This window comes from Marinococcus sp. LNHM5E3-2.1 (genome assembly GCF_056034365.1).
In genome coordinates this window covers 135,339-150,708 of the sequence record NZ_JBQLIB010000007.1, presented here as the reverse complement: position 1 = coordinate 150,708, position 15,370 = coordinate 135,339, and the positions used below count along the sequence as shown (strand labels likewise).

14 protein-coding genes and 12 tRNA genes are annotated in these 15,370 nt (G+C 48.0%); 23 read left to right on the top strand and 3 right to left on the bottom strand.

The genetic code is table 11. The features are described 5' to 3' along the window. The first annotated feature begins 86 nt into the window (after nt 1-86). The 12 genes from ACTRXH_RS10195 to ACTRXH_RS10140 all read left to right on the top strand — a co-directional run bounded on the left by ACTRXH_RS10195 (nt 87) and on the right by ACTRXH_RS10140 (nt 1,249). Nucleotides 87-163, top strand: a tRNA-Met gene (locus ACTRXH_RS10195). Between the two features lie 3 nt (nt 164-166). After that, nucleotides 167-242, top strand: a tRNA-Asp gene (locus ACTRXH_RS10190). A gap of 91 nt (nt 243-333) precedes the next feature. Continuing rightward, a tRNA-Phe gene (locus ACTRXH_RS10185) sits at nt 334-409 on the top strand. Nucleotides 410-419: 10 nt separating this feature from the next. Next, nucleotides 420-495, top strand: a tRNA-Thr gene (locus ACTRXH_RS10180). A gap of 3 nt (nt 496-498) precedes the next feature. After that, nucleotides 499-583: transfer RNA gene (locus ACTRXH_RS10175), tRNA-Tyr, on the top strand. A 7-nt stretch (nt 584-590) separates the two neighbouring features. Then, a tRNA-Trp gene (locus tag ACTRXH_RS10170) sits at nt 591-664 on the top strand. A gap of 24 nt (nt 665-688) precedes the next feature. After that, nucleotides 689-764 (top strand) — tRNA-His (locus tag ACTRXH_RS10165). Between the two features lie 10 nt (nt 765-774). Further along, nucleotides 775-849, top strand: a tRNA-Gln gene (locus ACTRXH_RS10160). 3 nt (nt 850-852) lie between these two features. Further along, nucleotides 853-927: transfer RNA gene (locus tag ACTRXH_RS10155), tRNA-Gly, on the top strand. A 34-nt stretch (nt 928-961) separates the two neighbouring features. Continuing rightward, a tRNA-Cys gene (locus ACTRXH_RS10150) sits at nt 962-1,036 on the top strand. 23 nt (nt 1,037-1,059) lie between these two features. Continuing rightward, nucleotides 1,060-1,149 (top strand) — tRNA-Leu (locus ACTRXH_RS10145). 14 nt (nt 1,150-1,163) lie between these two features. Next, nucleotides 1,164-1,249, top strand: a tRNA-Leu gene (locus ACTRXH_RS10140). A gap of 123 nt (nt 1,250-1,372) precedes the next feature. On the opposite strand, the gene ACTRXH_RS10135 is transcribed toward ACTRXH_RS10140, so the two are convergent. Continuing rightward, nucleotides 1,373-2,074 (bottom strand): hypothetical protein, encoded by a 702-nt coding sequence (locus tag ACTRXH_RS10135; protein ID WP_474261672.1) that lies wholly within the window; start codon nt 2,072-2,074, stop codon nt 1,373-1,375. A gap of 85 nt (nt 2,075-2,159) precedes the next feature. Here ACTRXH_RS10135 and queG point away from each other — a divergent pair, with 85 nt between their 5' ends. From queG to ACTRXH_RS10110, 5 genes are read left to right on the top strand one after another with little or no spacing between them, the layout of a single operon-like run. Next, nucleotides 2,160-3,305, top strand: coding sequence for a tRNA epoxyqueuosine(34) reductase QueG (gene queG / locus ACTRXH_RS10130; protein WP_474261673.1), 1,146 nt, complete (start codon nt 2,160-2,162; stop codon nt 3,303-3,305). A gap of 29 nt (nt 3,306-3,334) precedes the next feature. After that, complete coding sequence (locus ACTRXH_RS10125) at nt 3,335-3,862, top strand: methylated-DNA--[protein]-cysteine S-methyltransferase (RefSeq protein WP_474281961.1); 528 nt, start codon at nt 3,335-3,337, stop codon at nt 3,860-3,862. 20 nt (nt 3,863-3,882) lie between these two features. Continuing rightward, entirely contained in the window at nt 3,883-4,356 is a 474-nt protein-coding gene (gene trmL / locus ACTRXH_RS10120; RefSeq protein ID WP_474261675.1) for a tRNA (uridine(34)/cytosine(34)/5-carboxymethylaminomethyluridine(34)-2'-O)-methyltransferase TrmL, read from the top strand. Nucleotides 4,357-4,372: 16 nt separating this feature from the next. Continuing rightward, a complete protein-coding gene (locus ACTRXH_RS10115) occupies nt 4,373-4,678 on the top strand; it encodes an antibiotic biosynthesis monooxygenase family protein (protein ID WP_474261677.1) in 306 nt (101 codons plus the stop codon). Nucleotides 4,679-4,693: 15 nt separating this feature from the next. Then, complete coding sequence (locus ACTRXH_RS10110) at nt 4,694-5,251, top strand: DUF5366 family protein (protein WP_474261678.1); 558 nt, start codon at nt 4,694-4,696, stop codon at nt 5,249-5,251. Between the two features lie 13 nt (nt 5,252-5,264). Here the strand turns inward: ACTRXH_RS10110 and ACTRXH_RS10105 are convergent, their stop codons facing one another. Beyond that, nucleotides 5,265-7,136 carry a transglycosylase domain-containing protein gene (locus tag ACTRXH_RS10105; protein WP_474281959.1) on the bottom strand — a complete coding sequence of 624 codons (1,872 nt, stop codon included), beginning with the start codon at nt 7,134-7,136 and terminating at the stop codon, nt 5,265-5,267. 185 nt (nt 7,137-7,321) lie between these two features. Here ACTRXH_RS10105 and lepB point away from each other — a divergent pair, with 185 nt between their 5' ends. Beyond that, nucleotides 7,322-7,876: a signal peptidase I gene (gene lepB, locus ACTRXH_RS10100; protein ID WP_474261680.1), complete on the top strand. Its 555-nt coding sequence runs from the start codon at nt 7,322-7,324 to the stop codon at nt 7,874-7,876. Between the two features lie 57 nt (nt 7,877-7,933). On the opposite strand, the gene msrA is transcribed toward lepB, so the two are convergent. Next, nucleotides 7,934-8,491, bottom strand: a complete 558-nt coding sequence (gene msrA, locus ACTRXH_RS10095; RefSeq protein WP_474261682.1) for a peptide-methionine (S)-S-oxide reductase MsrA — start codon at nt 8,489-8,491, stop codon at nt 7,934-7,936. A gap of 118 nt (nt 8,492-8,609) precedes the next feature. On the opposite strand from msrA, the gene ACTRXH_RS10090 reads away from it, so the two are divergent. The 5 genes from ACTRXH_RS10090 (at nt 8,610) to ACTRXH_RS10070 (ending at nt 15,326) form a co-directional block, all read left to right on the top strand. Next, nucleotides 8,610-9,155: a glycerol-3-phosphate responsive antiterminator gene (locus ACTRXH_RS10090; protein WP_474261683.1), complete on the top strand. Its 546-nt coding sequence runs from the start codon at nt 8,610-8,612 to the stop codon at nt 9,153-9,155. Between the two features lie 26 nt (nt 9,156-9,181). After that, nucleotides 9,182-10,678: a glycerol kinase GlpK gene (gene glpK, locus ACTRXH_RS10085; RefSeq protein ID WP_474261684.1), complete on the top strand. Its 1,497-nt coding sequence runs from the start codon at nt 9,182-9,184 to the stop codon at nt 10,676-10,678. A gap of 153 nt (nt 10,679-10,831) precedes the next feature. Further along, nucleotides 10,832-12,520: a glycerol-3-phosphate dehydrogenase/oxidase gene (locus ACTRXH_RS10080; RefSeq protein WP_474261685.1), complete on the top strand. Its 1,689-nt coding sequence runs from the start codon at nt 10,832-10,834 to the stop codon at nt 12,518-12,520. 169 nt (nt 12,521-12,689) lie between these two features. Next, a complete protein-coding gene (locus ACTRXH_RS10075; RefSeq protein WP_474261687.1) occupies nt 12,690-14,429 on the top strand; it encodes a phospho-sugar mutase in 1,740 nt (579 codons plus the stop codon). Between the two features lie 72 nt (nt 14,430-14,501). Beyond that, the gene (locus ACTRXH_RS10070; RefSeq protein WP_474261688.1) at nt 14,502-15,326 is read left to right on the top strand and encodes an arylamine N-acetyltransferase; all 825 of its coding nucleotides are present in this window, start codon (nt 14,502-14,504) and stop codon (nt 15,324-15,326) included. The last annotated feature ends 44 nt before the right edge of the window (nt 15,327-15,370 follow it).

Sequence of the window (15,370 nt, the reverse complement as noted above, 5' to 3'; positions counted from 1 at the left end):
AGGATTAGCTCAGCTGGGAGAGCACCTGCCTTACAAGCAGGGGGTCGGCAGTTCGATCCTGTCATCCTCCACCATTTATTATATATCGCGGGGTAGAGCAGTCTGGTAGCTCGTCGGGCTCATAACCCGGAGGTCGTCGGTTCAAATCCGTCCCCCGCAACCAATAGGGCCTGTGGTGTAGCGGTTAACATGCCTGCCTGTCACGCAGGAGATCGCGGGTTCAAATCCCGTCAGGCCCGCCACTTTACTTTTATTCATATTGACAAACAAAATGAATAAGGTATAATTTCATTCGAGTCGTAAACATTTCACTCGAAATCAATCATTCAATATGGCTCGATAGCTCAGTCGGTAGAGCAGTGGACTGAAAATCCTCGTGTCGGCGGTTCGATTCCGTCTCGAGCCACCATTTAAAAAACGCCGGTCTAGCTCAATTGGTAGAGCAACTGACTTGTAATCAGTAGGTTGGGGGTTCAAGTCCTCTGGCCGGCACCACGTGGAGGGGTAGCGAAGTTGGCCAAACGCGGCGGACTGTAAATCCGCTCCTTCGGGTTCGGCGGTTCGAATCCGTCCCCCTCCACCACTTATACAGGGGTATAGTTTAATGGCAAAACAGCGGTCTCCAAAACCGCCAATGTGGGTTCGATTCCTACTACCCCTGCCATTTTTAATGTGTTATGTTCATATGGCGGTTGTGGCGAAGTGGTTAACGCACCGGATTGTGGTTCCGGCACGCGTGGGTTCAATTCCCACCAATCGCCCCATATTGGATAATGGGCTATAGCCAAGCGGTAAGGCATCGGGTTTTGGTCCCGTGATGCGCTGGTTCGAATCCAGCTAGCCCAGCCAATTGCGGAAGTAGTTCAGTGGTAGAACACCACCTTGCCAAGGTGGGGGTCGCGGGTTCGAATCCCGTCTTCCGCTCCATTATTAACATAAGCATTGAGCCATTCTCTGGAATGGCGGTATAGCCAAGTGGTAAGGCACGGGTCTGCAAAACCCTTATCCCCCGGTTCGAATCCGGGTACCGCCTCCATTATTAAAGAGAAGCAAACGCCTGCCGGGGTGGTGGAATTGGTAGACACACAGGACTTAAAATCCTGCGGTTGGTCATCAACCGTGCCGGTTCGAGTCCGGCCCTCGGTACCATTTTTCAGTTAAACGGCGAAGTGGCGGAACCGGTAGACGCGCTTGACTCAAAATCAAGTGTCCTCTGGACGTGTGGGTTCGAGTCCCACCTTCGCTACCATTTAACGAGTCAGGAAGACGTTTCTAAAGGGAAACGTTATTTTTATGTTTAATTTTAAATACCGAAGCTGACCATAAAGAAAAAGTCTTTCCTTTTCAAAAAAAGGAAAGACTTTTTTTATAATCATGAAGAGAACTCCCAAACAGGAGAAGCTGCCCGCAGCAGTCGGCTTTCTGAGGTGCCGCCATGTATTTGAGTAAACATGTCCCCGACCGCCTGGGTGAGTTCAGCAGCAGACTCTTTGGAAAGCTGGGGCCGCATAAAGGTTAATTGTATTGCTGTCGTAGTTGAACGACTGGTCCGGCTGTAAAGACTTGGCCCGCTTAATGAGCCCAGTGTTTTCTTGCGGTCCTTGGCTATAATCTGTCCGTACATCGGATGGACATGGTTTTCACTAATCTTAAGCTCATCCTGTTCAACGCCGAAACCGATTTTCAAATAATCGAAGACAGTATCTGCATCGATTAATATAATCGGGGTTTCATACTGCAGGTTAAAAAAATGAATGAGGTCTTCCCCGGAATGCTCGGAGGGAGTGGTATTATTTTCCTGTAGGTTTTTGTACAGCTGCTCGTGAAGAGGTGGGAGAGACCGGTCGATAAGTCCTGCCTGTTCTAATATTTGTTGCCACTGCCGAACACCTGTATAGTCATAGATAGACTGGTCAAGCAGGTCCATCTGGATTTGTTTATGAAAGAAGTCCACCCGCCCCCGAAGCATCCCCGGGGAGTCATCAATAACGATGTCACGGTAGATGTTGACGCCGCATTGAAAAGAAGGAATAATTTTAAAAACAGAAGAAGAAATAGAAATGTCTTTGATCATATACATCCCCCTTTGTGTCTAGCTCATAGTGTATCATATCACTTTTACAGACTCCGGCGAAACGATTTATAAAGGAGGGCCGTCCATGCGAACGGCAGAGGAATTAAAAGAGGAGATTCAGGTGTTTGCAGAGTCTATCGGTATCGATAAAGTAGGCTTTGCTTCTGCTTCTCCCTTTGTGACTTTAAAAGCGAGGCTGAAAGAACAGCAGCGGCTGAACTACCAGTCGGGCTTTGAAGAAGACGACATTGAAAAAAGAACGCACCCCGAGCTGCTTCTGACTGAAGCAACAACGATTATCTCTATTGCCCTCGCATATCCGACGAAGCTTCCAGAGGCTCCAAAAAATCGTCCTGGAGCACGCAGGGGCCAATTTTGCAGGGCCTCCTGGGGTAAGGATTACCATGACGTTCTGCGGGATAAATTAAACCAGCTGGAGGCCTTTATACAAGAAACCGTGCCTGGGGCCGAATGCAAATCCATGGTTGATACCGGTGAACTATCGGACCGGGCGGTTGCAGAGCGCGCCGGGATTGGATGGAGTGGCAAAAACTGCGCCATTATCACTCCGGAGTTTGGTTCGTATGTATATTTAGGCGAAATGATTACGACGCTGTACCTGCCGGAGGATACACCCCTGATGGATCAATGCGGCACGTGCAACCGATGTGTGGATTTATGTCCAACGGATGCTTTGATCCAGGGTGGGCAGCTTGACGCGAAAAAATGTATCGCTTATCTGACGCAGACGAAGGAATCCCTGCCGGAGCGCTACCGCCATAAACTAGGCAATAGATTATACGGCTGTGACACCTGTCAGCAGGTGTGCCCGGAAAATAAAGGTGTGGATTTTCATAATCATCCAGAGTTTGAACCCGACCCGGAAGTGGTCAAGCCGCTGCTTGAGCCTTTACTAACCATTTCCAACAGAGAGTTCAAAGAAAAATTTGGGTATATTGCGGGCTCCTGGAGAGGAAAAAAACCAATTCAGCGTAATGCGCTGATCGCCCTCGGCCATATGAAAGAAAAATCCTCGATACCAACGATTATACAGCTTCTCCATAACGATCCGCGGCCGGTCATTCGCGGTGCCTGTGCCTGGGCTTTGGGAGAAATGCCTACGCAGGAAGGGATGGTGGCCCTGCACAGTGCTAACAGCAGAGAAGAAGAGGCAGAAGTGCTTGAAGAGATTGCAAAAGCATTGGATAAAACCTCCCCGGAACGAGTATAATAGAAGAAAACGTAATAAGGAGGGTCTTCATGGAGGCTTGGGCTGCATCACAAGCAATTGGTGATATCGGTGAAGTGACCATAGTATTATATGAAGGTCGTATCTGTATGCTGAATTTCGGTTCCTTGGAAGAAAATGAAGACCGGATAAAGCTTTGGCTGAAGAAGCATATTGGTGCTTCCTGCGGACTGCGGAAAGAGCTGCACCCCGTGCACGCAGACGTGTTTCGGGAGCTCGAAGAATATGCAGCGGGTGAACGCACAACGTTTACCGTATCGCTCGATATGAGAGGAACGTCTTTTCAAAAGAAAGTGTGGCAGGCACTTCAGAGTATTCCTTATGGAGCGACAAAATCATATGCAGAAATTGCTGAAAAGGCCGATTCCCCGAAAGCTTTTCGGGCAGTGGGAATGGCTAACAACAAAAATCCAGTTTCCATAATCGTGCCATGCCACCGGGTCATTGGGAAAGATGGAAAAATGGTAGGCTTCGGCAGCGGAGTACACTTAAAAGAAACACTGCTCGAATTAGAAAAAGCGCAGACAGTTTCGCGGTAGGAAAAGAAGGAGAGAGCGACTTGGCTTTACATGTAGTATTATTTCAACCAGAAATACCGGCGAACACCGGAAATATTGCAAGAACATGCGCAGGAACAGACACCCACCTGCACCTGATACGGCCGCTCGGTTTTTCCACGGAAGACCGGATGCTGAAGCGGGCAGGCTGTGATTACTGGCCAAATGTGCAGATTCACTATTATGATTCACTCGAAGAATGGATGGATACGTATCCGGAAGCGGAGTTCTTCTTTGTAGAAACAGTAGGGTCATCGTCGTATGCCGTTCATGACTATTCAGATCCTGTGAAAGACTATTTTTTTGTGTTTGGACGTGAAACAACCGGTCTGCCGGAATATGTAACAGAAAAGTTTCAGGAAAATTGCATCCGGATACCCCAGAATGATAAAGTCCGTTCCTTGAATTTGTCCAATACGGCCGCTATTTTAGTTTATGAAGCACTCCGCCAGCAGGCATTTCCACAATTACAATAATGAAAGAGGGATCAAGATGTACGTTGTTATAAATGAACTCGAGGTACCAGAAGAAGCAAAAGAACAAATCCAGGAACGCTTCGGTGCCAGCGCTGAAAAAATGAATCAGGTACCGGGATGTCTGGAATTTTTGTTTCTAGATGAAGCGACCGAAGATGGAAAACAGCTTGTTTTCACCAAATGGGAAACCAGGGAAGATTTTGAAAACTGGCTCGAAAGTGACTCATTTAAGTCCTCTCACCGTGCAGGAGGGCAGGAGAAAAGAGAGAGTGCAGCTACCGGTAACCAGATCCGCCAGTTTCGCGTAGTCCATGCCAGTTAAAACCGGAGGCCCGTGGTGAAAAATGCATATTTAACCAGTCACTTTCCGATTCTTGCCATTTTATTTTTTTGTTTATCCTTTGGCATTTGGTCGCAGCAGTATATCGCCGCCTTTTTAGAATCAGCCGGCATTTATCAGGGAATGCTCGAATTTTTCTCAGACAGTGGCATTAAATTGACCATGCTTTTTGTGCTGATGCTTGCGTTTTTTATGATTATTGCTGCATTAAAATTAATTTCAGACACGATGATGGGGCTGTCACTGTTATTTTTTTTGAGTGAAGAAAAAGGGGATAGCCGCTCCTATCTTCAGAGCTGCGCCTGGATTTATTTAATGGCAGGGGGCGTGTCGCTGTTCCTTACTTCTCATCTCTATGTACTTGGAGGGCTTTTCATAGGAGCGACGCTTGTTTCCTTTGTCTATTTGATCATCCGACTGGCTCCTTCCCTTCGTTTTGCCGGAGTGGCTGGTTTTTTGCTTCTTCATCTATCCTTCTGGGGGCTTTTTATTTTTGGTACAGGGTACGCCGGTTTGCGGCTGTACAATAGTTTTCTACATAGTTTGCCAGTATAAAAAAAGCGGACGGCTAAGGCTGTCCGCTTTTTTTATATAGTAAGGGGTACATCGCTTTCCAGAAAGAGAGGGCGCTGTCTTCAGGATCTAAAGGACGGGGGTCGTCGTATCCGTGCCAGACTCCCATGGTATATCTGCTGTCATAGCCGGCAAACCAGCTGTCTTTAGTATTGTTTGATGTACCGGTTTTCCCGCTGACGTCTTCAAAATCTTTCAAGGTTGAAGCCGTGCCTGAAACGGCAGTGGTGCGAAGGGCTTCACGCATCTGGTCATTTGTTTCCGGAGACCATACAATTATTTCCTTCTTTTCCCACTCAAATAAGATTTCTCCATTTGCATCAGTAACAGAAGTGATAGCGCGCGGCGGCTCATACGTGCCACCGTTGGAAAATACGGTATAAGCACTCGTCAATTCTACCGGGGAGACCCCGTGTTCAATACCGCCGAGGGCGGCAGCGTATTGCCTGTCTTCCGTGGTTAATTTTTGCCACTCAAATTTTTCAAGATAGTGAAAGGAAGATTCCAGCCCGGTTTGATGCATGAGACGAAGAGCGGAGGTATTGTAGGAAAAGGCAAGGGCATGTTCAATCGTTACCCTATCCTTTGCCGTTCCGCCTTCATTTGCGGGACAATAGGAGGCTACGCAGTATTTCTTTGTGGAAACCAGGTCGTTAATAGAGCGCTCTTTTTCTTCAAGGTATGGCCCGTAGACGAGCAGCGGCTTCCACACCGAGCCTGGCTGCCGGTATGCCTGAAAGGCCCTGTTAAATTCATGTTCCCGATAATCTGCCCCGCTGCTTATGGCCGTAATAGCGCCGGCCTCGTGATCAGCAATGACAGCGGCTCCTTCAATGCCCCGCTGCTGCCAGTAGGAGCGGGATTTTTCTGTGAGCATGGTCTGGAGCTCAGAGTCCATGGCGGTATGGATAGTAATGCCGGATTGAAGGAGCTGTTCTGTTCGTGTGTTCAGCTCTTCGTAAAGAGCTTCTTTTTCGCTTTCCGATGCCTGACTGATCTGTTCAGTCCATCCTTCATTTTGTGCAACGAGCTGTCTGAATTCATGTTTTACATAATCAGTGTAATCAGGATAAGGGTTGGCTTTGCTTTTTTGTAAGTCCACAGAGACAGTTTCCTGAACGGCCCGTGAATTTTCCTCATCAGTTACAGCACCCGTCTCTTCCATTTTATCCAGGATCCACTGCTGCCGCTCCCGCGTATGGTCCGGATGATCAATGGGGTGGTAGTAGGACGGGTTGGCTGGAATGGCAGCGAGAAAAGCTGTTTGTGCTAGCGAGAGGTCACTGCTTGGTTTACCAAAATAAGAAAGACTCGCCGTTTCAAATCCGTAAATTCCTTCGCCAAAATAAATAGTATTCATATACATTTCCAGAATTTCATTTTTTGTATAGGTTTGTTCAAGCTGATAGGCAAACAGCACTTCGGCAACCTTTCGTTCATACGTCTGCTGATGGTTAAAATAAATATTTCTTGTCGCCTGCTGGGTAATCGTACTTGCGCCTTCTTCAATACTTCCGCTGCTGGTATTGCTTATAAGAGCCCGGACAACGCCTAAAGGGTCAATGCCCTGATGCTCGTAATACTTTTGGTCTTCCGTCGCAATAAAAGCAGCTCTTGCACGTTCAGGAAATTGGGAAAGGGACACGTACCTCCGGTTTTCCCCGGGCTGAAATTCAGCAATTTGACTGCCCTGCCGGTCGGTCACGTAGCTGTTCTGGGCAATGGGCACGCCGGAGACGTCAATCTGCTCTTCGAGGAAAGAAGAGAGAGCCTGGGTACTGCTCATCTCCTTTGCAAACAACCAGGAAACGATGGTCCCGCCGATGATAAACAACAGTATCCATAGAAGCCCTAAAATTTTTCTCATGTGTGTAATTCCTTCGCTTAAGGATATTTATTATATCGACAAAGAGAGCTTTAAGGTTTAAAAAGGAAAAGAAAGTATATGTATAAATATGATATAATGCCTCTAGTCTGCGCGGATTTTCGGTTTGCCCGCCTGCAGAAACCGTGCTAAAGTAAAAAGGCAGATAGAAACGGAGGAAGTCGGTAATGACGAATTGGTCAAAAGAAATATGGGATTGGATTAAAGTAATCGTCGTCGTCGTTTTAATCGTCGTCATTGTGCGCGGCTTCTTGTTTGCCAACTATGTTGTCAGTGGACCTTCCATGCTTCCGACAGTGGAAGACGGGCAGCGGATGATTATTAACAAGATCGGATATGCCTTTTCGGAGCCCGAACGCTCAGATATCATCGTTTTTCATGCGAATGAAAACAGTGATTATATTAAAAGAGTGATCGGCCTTCCAGGAGATACGGTGGAGTACAGGGACGATACGTTATATATTAACGGAGAAGCTCAGGAGGAGCCGTACTTAGAAGAATTTCAAAACCAAACGAGCGGAGAGTTCACTCAGGATTTTACGCTTGAAGGAGTGACCGGTGAAACAACCGTGCCGGAAGACAGCTATTTTGTAATGGGCGACAACCGCCCTCGTAGTGAAGACAGCAGAGCCAGCGCTGTCGGTTTTGTAGATGAGGACCAGATTGTGGGAGAGGCGAGTATCAGGTACTGGCCGCTCGATGATTTCACCTTCAGTCCATAAAAAGAGCTTCAGCAGGCAGCACCTGCTGAAGCTTTTTTTGATGGCTTATAATTTTTATTAATTTCCGGGAGAACTGTCCCAGTGTGCTTCAATAAATTCGTCCCGGCCGGAGAGGGCGCGGTCTTTTTTATATGCTTCCCTTTCCTTCTTATAAAAGTTCTGGTGGGATTCCTCAGCCGGATAAAAAGGTTCCGCCGGCCGGATCTCCGTAACTACGGGGGCACGGAACCGGCCGCTTTCTTCTACCTGCTGCCTCGATGCTTCCGCGAGCCGGCGCTGTTCTTCGGTATGATAGAAAATGGCCGTCTGGTATTGAGGCCCGCGGTCGTGAAACTGACCATGGGGGTCTGTCGGATCAATTTGAGGCCAGTATAGATCGAGCAGCTGCTGATAGGAAAACAACGCAGGGTCAAACTCAATCTGAACTGCTTCTCTATGCCCTGTTGTTCCAGCTTTCACCTCATCGTACGAAGGATGCGCAACGCTGCCGCCGGTATAGCCGGAGGTAATGGATATAATGCCGGGAAGCTCGTCAAACGGCTGCACCATACACCAAAAACACCCGCCGGCAAAGGTTGCCAGTTCTTTATTTTTTGTCTCGTTTTGCTGGGTCATTGCGAACACCGTCCATCACCTGTATAGTATTTTTTGTATTTGTGTAAAGTATAGCACAGCAAAAAGAAGTCGTAATTCAAAAAGCCTGAACACGAAAGACAAATAAAGGAGGGAAGATATGCTTACCGGCCAAAAAATTCTGCCAGCAGCCCGTAATGAAAGGGAGTTTGAAAAAGCACTCAAAACCTCCGGGCAGTACGTGGTCATTTTGAATGTGCATCTGGCGAAGCTTAAAAGCCTGATGCAGTTAAGCAAACGGGCAGATAAAAAAGTACTGCTGCATGCAGATCTGGTCCAGGGACTTGCTCATGATGATTCCGCGGCTCAGTTTTTATGCCAGAATATCCGCCCGGACGGATTAATCAGTACCCGCAGGCAGATTCTTACAACCGCTAAAAAAAACAATCTTATTACGGTGCAGCGTTTGTTTTTACTGGATTCCCTGGCACTTGAAACAAGTTTTAAGCTGCTTGAAGACATTAAACCGGATATGGTAGAGCTTCTGCCGGGTATTGTACCGTCCATGATTAAGGAAGTAGCCGAAAATAAAAATGTACCTGTTATTGCAGGTGGTCTGATTCGTTCGCAGGAAGAAGTTTCTGCCGCCTGGAACGCAGGAGCATCGGCCATATCGACGACGGAAAAATCATTATGGCCAATATAGAGAATAGAAAAGTGGAGGAAACAACGATGACTGAAAAGAAATACATTCTCGCAATCGACCAGGGAACAACCAGTTCAAGAGCTATATTGTTTGATCAGGAAGGCCAGATTGTAGGCAGCGAACAGCGTGAATTGGAGCAGTATTTCCCCCGTGCCGGCTGGGTGGAGCACAATGCCAATGAAATCTGGTCCGGGGTGCTCGGCTGCATTGCCGGAGTGCTTGAAAACAATGAAGTTTCTCCAAAGCAGATCAGCGGCCTCGGTATTACTAATCAACGTGAAACTACAGTAGTGTGGGATAAGCACACGGGAAAACCGGTGTACCATGCCCTAGTATGGCAGTCCCGGCAGACCGCTTCGATCTGTGAGGAATTAAAGCAGCAGGGATATGAAAAAATGGTAAGAAGCAAAACGGGCCTGCTGCTTGATCCTTACTTTTCGGGAACGAAAGTAAAATGGATTCTCGATAATATTGAGGGAACAAAGGAAAAAGCAGAACAGGGAGAGCTGTTGTTTGGTACGATCGATACGTGGCTGATTTGGAGGTTAACCGGAGGAAAAGCTCACGTAACGGATTATTCCAATGCTTCACGCACGATGATGTTTAACATCTATGATTTAACTTGGGATGAGGAGCTTCTGAAAATGCTTGATATTCCGGAAACGATGCTTCCGGAAGTGAAGTCGTCGTCGGAAATATACGGCCATACCGTGGATTACCACTTCTTCGGTGAAGAAATACCAATCGCTTCGGCTGCGGGAGATCAGCATGCAGCGTTGTTCGGACAGACATGCTTTGATGAGGGCATGGTAAAAAATACTTACGGAACCGGCTGCTTTATGCTGATGCAGACAGGAGAGACTCCGATTCATTCTGACAATGGACTGCTTACCACCATCGCATGGGGACTCGACGGAAAAGTGAAATATGCCCTCGAGGGAAGTATATTTGTAGCAGGTTCAGCTGTACAGTGGCTGAAGGACGGGATGCGTCTGATTGACTCTTCCTCTGCTTCTGAAACCTATGCCCTGCGTGTGAACGACAGTGAGGGTGTGTACGTTGTGCCGGCCTTTACCGGCCTTGGGGCACCTTATTGGGACAGTGAGGTTCGGGGAGCTGTATTTGGCCTCACCCGCGGCACCGAAAAAGAACATTTTATCCGGGCGACCCTTGAAGCGCTCGCGTATCAGACGAAAGACGTGCTTGATGTTATGAGGGAGGACGCGGGCATGGAAGTAAAAACATTGCGTGTTGACGGCGGCGTTGTACCGAACAACTTCCTCATGCAGTTTCAGTGCGATATGGCTGAAGTACGGGTGGAGCGCCCGTACGTATTGGAAACGACGGCACTGGGGGCGGCTTATCTTGCAGGCCTTGCTACAGGCTTTTGGAAAAACAAAGAAGAGCTTATGGATAAATGGGAGCTCGAAAAATCGTTTGATGTGCATATGGAAGACGAAAAGCGGGAAGAACACTATGCAGGGTGGAAAAAAGCGGTTGATGCAGCACGTGCGTTTAAGTAAACATATCGGTTGCATTTGAATGAAAGAGCGATTACAATTAGGTTAAGTTAATAAATGGTCGGAGATGCAGAGAGACCGCAGATACCCTTCACCCTAGAAGAGGAGATCTGCGGTCTTTTTTACTCTCTGATATTGTAAAAGGGGATGAAATGAATGGCAGATCAGCATTTTTCAGCACTATCACGTAAATCACGTTTGAAAAATATGACAGAGACCCACCTCGACGTGCTCGTTATCGGAGGCGGCATTACCGGAGCGGGCATTACACTGGACGCCACAGCCCGTGGTCTTAACACGGCCTGCATTGAAATGCAGGACTTTGCAGCAGGTACTTCCAGCCGTTCCACTAAGCTTGTACACGGGGGACTGCGTTACCTTGAACAGTTTGAAATTAAACTTGTAGCCGAGGTAGGAAGAGAGCGGGCCATCGTGTATGAAAATGCGCCTCACGTAACCGAGCCGGAGTGGATGCTTCTCCCAATCGTAAAAGGTGGAAACCTTGGGAAAACATCTACCTCGTTCGGCCTGCAGGTGTACGACCGTCTGGCTCAGGTAAACAAGCACGAGCGCCGCTACATGCTCAACAAAAAAAGAACTCTGGAAAAAGAACCACTACTCCGCGAAGAAAATCTTCTCGGCGGGGGCGTCTATGTTGAATACCGTACGGACGATGCAAGACTGACCCTGGAAGCAATGAAAAAAGCTGTGGAGCTCGGCGCAGACGCCGTTAACTATGCCAAAGCAACTGATCTTTTATATGACAATGGCAAGCTCGTCGGTGTCGAAGTGAAAGACTTGATTAATAACGAAACCCACCGCATTTATGCGGACCATGTTGTGAACGCTGCCGGCCCATGGGTGGATACGCTCAGAAAAGTAGACGGCTCCAACAAAGGCAAACTCCTGCATCATACAAAAGGGATCCATCTTGTGTTTGATCTCAGCCGCTTCCCGCTCCGCCAGGCTACGTATTTTGACGCTCCGGACGGACGGATGATCTTTGCGATTCCACGCGGAAATAAAGCGTACGTAGGCACGACAGATACGGATTACGGTGCAAACCTGGAAGAGCCGCGCGTGTCCAGGGAAGACCGCGACTATATTTTAGAAGTCACAAATTATGAATTCCCAACCCTGAAGCTGAAGGCAGAAGATGTGGAATCGAGCTGGTCCGGCATTCGTCCGCTCATTCAGGAGGAAGGAAAATCAGCCTCTGAAATCTCCCGTAAAGATGAAATTTTCATTTCGGATTCCGGACTGATTTCCATCGCAGGCGGTAAACTGACCGGCTACCGCAAAATGGCAGAGCGGATTGTCGACGTAGTAGTTGATAAGATGAATATTCACGCACCGTGCCCAACCCAGGACATCCGGCTTTCCGGCGGTGAAGTGGGCGGATCTTCCGGCTATGAAACCTTCGCCGTTAAAGAAGCGTACCGCGGCGAAGCGCTTGGAATGACCAGAGATGAAACAGAAGATCTGTTCCGCTTCTACGGGGCGAACGGCCTGAAAATGCTTGAGCTGCTCGAAGAGAACCTTGAAGAAGCGAAAAACAGCGGTATGCCGTTAAAGCTCGCTGCACGGCTGTTGTACGCGCTTGAGTATGAAATGGCAGTTACACCGCTTGACTTCCTGAACAGAAGAACGGCCTTCCTTTTCTTTGATATGCCGGAGCTGAAGCGCTGGAAAGAACCGGTAACGGCATTTATGAAGAAATCGTTGAACTGGTCCGAGGAAGAAACAAAAGCCTACACTGAAGAGCTTGAGTCCGAAATTGCCTATGCGACGAAGCCTTATGAAGACGTTGAGGATCAAAAAGCCAGGGAAAAACAAGCAAATTAAAGAAATAGCATAAAAACGCCTGCTCTTTAACCGGAGCGGGCGTTTTGTTTTGGAAAGGAGAAAAGAACGAATACCGGAAAACCATGGTAGAAATACGTGCTTTCTTATATACTGGTAACAGGCATATTTACTGAGAAATACAATAAACGCTTCAGGAGTGATTGTACATATGAGTTGGACGGACCACTGGAATCGATGGAAAAACCATGCGTTTATAGAAGAAGCGTGGAAAGAAAAGCTTCACGAACTGGATGAAACAAATGCGGAGGATTACTTTTATCAATACCTGGCGTTTGGAACCGGGGGGATGCGTGGAGAACTCGGGCCTGGAACGAATAGAATGAATACATACACGATCCGCCGGGCAGCAGAAGGGCTTGCGCGTTATATTGAAAACGCCGGAGCTGAAGCAAAGTCCAGAGGGGTGGCTGTTGCGTTTGACCCGCGACACTATTCGGAAAAGTTTGCGCTTGAAACAGCACAGACGCTCGGGGCACACGGTATCCAGGTATACTTGTTTGAAGATCTGCGCCCGACTCCGGAGCTCTCGTTTGCGGTGCGCAGAACCTATGCATTTGCCGGTGTAGTAATTACAGCAAGTCATAATCCGCCGGAATATAACGGGTTTAAAGTTTACGGTGAAGATGGGGGACAGTTCCCGCCGGGGCCTGCAGACGAGTTGATCACCTACGTGGAATCGGTCGAAAATGAGCTGGAAATCCGGGTCAAGGACAGCGGAGACATGCAGGAGGAAGGCCTGCTCGTGATGCTGGGCGAAGAAACTGATGCAGCTTATGACAAGGCGCTTCAGTCCATTCTGCTGCAGCCGGAGATGATCAAAGAAAACGGCAGCGATTTGAATGTAGTGTTCACCCCGCTGCACGGAACAGCGAAGGATCCGGTGCTGCGGGCACTCTCTGCAGCTGGTTTTCACAACGTATCGACAGTGGAGGAGCAGTTAACGCCTGATCCGGAATTTTCCACCGTGCAGAGCCCGAATCCTGAAGAAAAAGAGGCTTTTGCAAAAGCTATCCAAGTAGGTGAAAACAGCAACGCGGATATACTGATTGGCACCGATCCTGACGCAGACCGGATTGGTCTGGCGGCAAAAGACAGCAGCGGAGAGTTTGCGGTGCTCACTGGAAACCAGACCGGGGCGCTTCTTCTTGATTATCTTCTTATGCAAAAGACAGAGGCAGGAGCCCTTCCGGCAAACGGCATAGTGATGAAAACGATTGTCACTTCTGAACTGGGAAGAGCTATAGCAGAGCATTACGGTCAGGCATGCGAGGATACGCTCACCGGGTTTAAATTCATTGGTGAAAAAATCAAAACCTATAATGAAACAGGAGAATACGCCTTTCAGTTTGGTTATGAGGAATCCTACGGATATTTGATCGGAGACTTTGTACGCGATAAAGATGCGGTGCAGGCGGCGCTTTTAATTGCGGAGATGGCCCTGTGGCATAAGAAGCAGGGGCGCACTGTGTATGAAGGGCTGATGGATATTTACAGTCGTTTTGGATATTTCATGGAAGGGCTGGATTCCTTAACGAAAAAAGGAAAAGAAGGCGCTGTGCAAATTGATCATCTGATCGAAACGTTCCGCAAGGAGCCGCCTGAGCGGGTGAGTGACGCTTCTATTCAGAAGGTGGAGGATTACAAAACAGGAGAACGCACGTACTTGCTTGAAAATGGGAAAACAGAACCTATTCAGCTTCCGTCTTCGAATGTGCTGAAGTTTTTTACAGATGATGAATCCTGGTTCTGTCTCCGGCCTTCAGGCACAGAGCCGAAAGTGAAATTTTATTTCGGTGTTAAGGGAGAGACGTTCAAGCAGACAGAGGAAAAGCTACTTCAGCTGAAAATGGATGTTATGGCAATGGTGCATGAACGTCTCGAAGATTAAGAAAACCTGTAGAGCAAAAAGAAGGCGCCGCCTGTTTTTGCCTTCTGACGGATCAAAAGGAGGTCGCTTTGCATGCAGTCATGGGTAGAAGACTATTTGCACATTTTGAAGCTGAAAATAGAACAGCCGGATGTTCGGTTTTTGACAAAATTGATTCGCTCCCATCTGCAGCAGTTTCCATTTGAAAACGTAGGTAAATTAATTGAAGCAGGGGAGAATGCAGAAAATAGGGCACCGATGTCAGTTGATTCATTTTTGTACCGGCGCCAGGTCTACCAGATGGGGGGCACATGCTATACGTTGAATATTCACTTTCAACAGCTGCTGGAGGCACTGGGGTTCTCCACCCGGCTCATTTATTTGAATGAAGACCACGTGTCGGTCCGGGTGGAAACAAACCAGCCGGGGTCTCCCCCTTATTTTGTAGACGTAGGTACGACCGCTCCGTTATTTGAGCCGATCCCTCTTCGCAGGGGGATAGAGCGCTCAAAAAAATTTGACGGCGAGCAGTTGATATTTCATTATCAGAAAGAGGCACGGCTGTACCGTTATATACGTATGAAAGACGGGAAGCAGGCGGATGAGTCGTGGGCGTTTGATCCTGACACAGAAGCAGGGGAGACAGATATGCGGGAGAAGGTCGGCAGGTCTTACGGCCCGGGCGCGCCGTATATGAACCAGCTGCGTCTGCAGCTTTGGGTCCCGGAAAAATATCTGCTGCTGTCTTTGAAAAACAATAAACTTATTGCCCGAAAAGCAAATGGCGCCACTGTGACAAAATATATACATGATTTTCCGGCTCTTGAACGGGTGGTTCAGGAGGATTTTCGCCTGCATTATCTGCCGGTTCTTCAGGCAGCTTCACAGCTCGAAAAACGTATGTCCTGGGCGTTCTAATAAAAAATGCTCCAGCTGATCATTTCAGCCGGAGCATTTTTTAT

Coding starts and splice junctions, on each gene's coding strand:
- queG (WP_474261673.1), top strand. CDS start 2,160: ATGCGAACGGCAGAGGAATTAAAAGAGGAGATTCAGGTGTTTGCAGAG.
- msrA (WP_474261682.1), bottom strand. CDS start 8,491: ATGACCCAGCAAAACGAGACAAAAAATAAAGAACTGGCAACCTTTGCC.
- ACTRXH_RS10115 (WP_474261677.1), top strand. CDS start 4,373: ATGTACGTTGTTATAAATGAACTCGAGGTACCAGAAGAAGCAAAAGAA.
- ACTRXH_RS10070 (WP_474261688.1), top strand. CDS start 14,502: ATGCAGTCATGGGTAGAAGACTATTTGCACATTTTGAAGCTGAAAATA.
- ACTRXH_RS10105 (WP_474281959.1), bottom strand. CDS start 7,136: ATGAGAAAAATTTTAGGGCTTCTATGGATACTGTTGTTTATCATCGGC.
- lepB (WP_474261680.1), top strand. CDS start 7,322: ATGACGAATTGGTCAAAAGAAATATGGGATTGGATTAAAGTAATCGTC.
- ACTRXH_RS10075 (WP_474261687.1), top strand. CDS start 12,690: ATGAGTTGGACGGACCACTGGAATCGATGGAAAAACCATGCGTTTATA.
- ACTRXH_RS10135 (WP_474261672.1), bottom strand. CDS start 2,074: ATGATCAAAGACATTTCTATTTCTTCTTCTGTTTTTAAAATTATTCCT.
- ACTRXH_RS10090 (WP_474261683.1), top strand. CDS start 8,610: ATGCTTACCGGCCAAAAAATTCTGCCAGCAGCCCGTAATGAAAGGGAG.
- glpK (WP_474261684.1), top strand. CDS start 9,182: ATGACTGAAAAGAAATACATTCTCGCAATCGACCAGGGAACAACCAGT.
- ACTRXH_RS10080 (WP_474261685.1), top strand. CDS start 10,832: ATGGCAGATCAGCATTTTTCAGCACTATCACGTAAATCACGTTTGAAA.
- ACTRXH_RS10125 (WP_474281961.1), top strand. CDS start 3,335: ATGGAGGCTTGGGCTGCATCACAAGCAATTGGTGATATCGGTGAAGTG.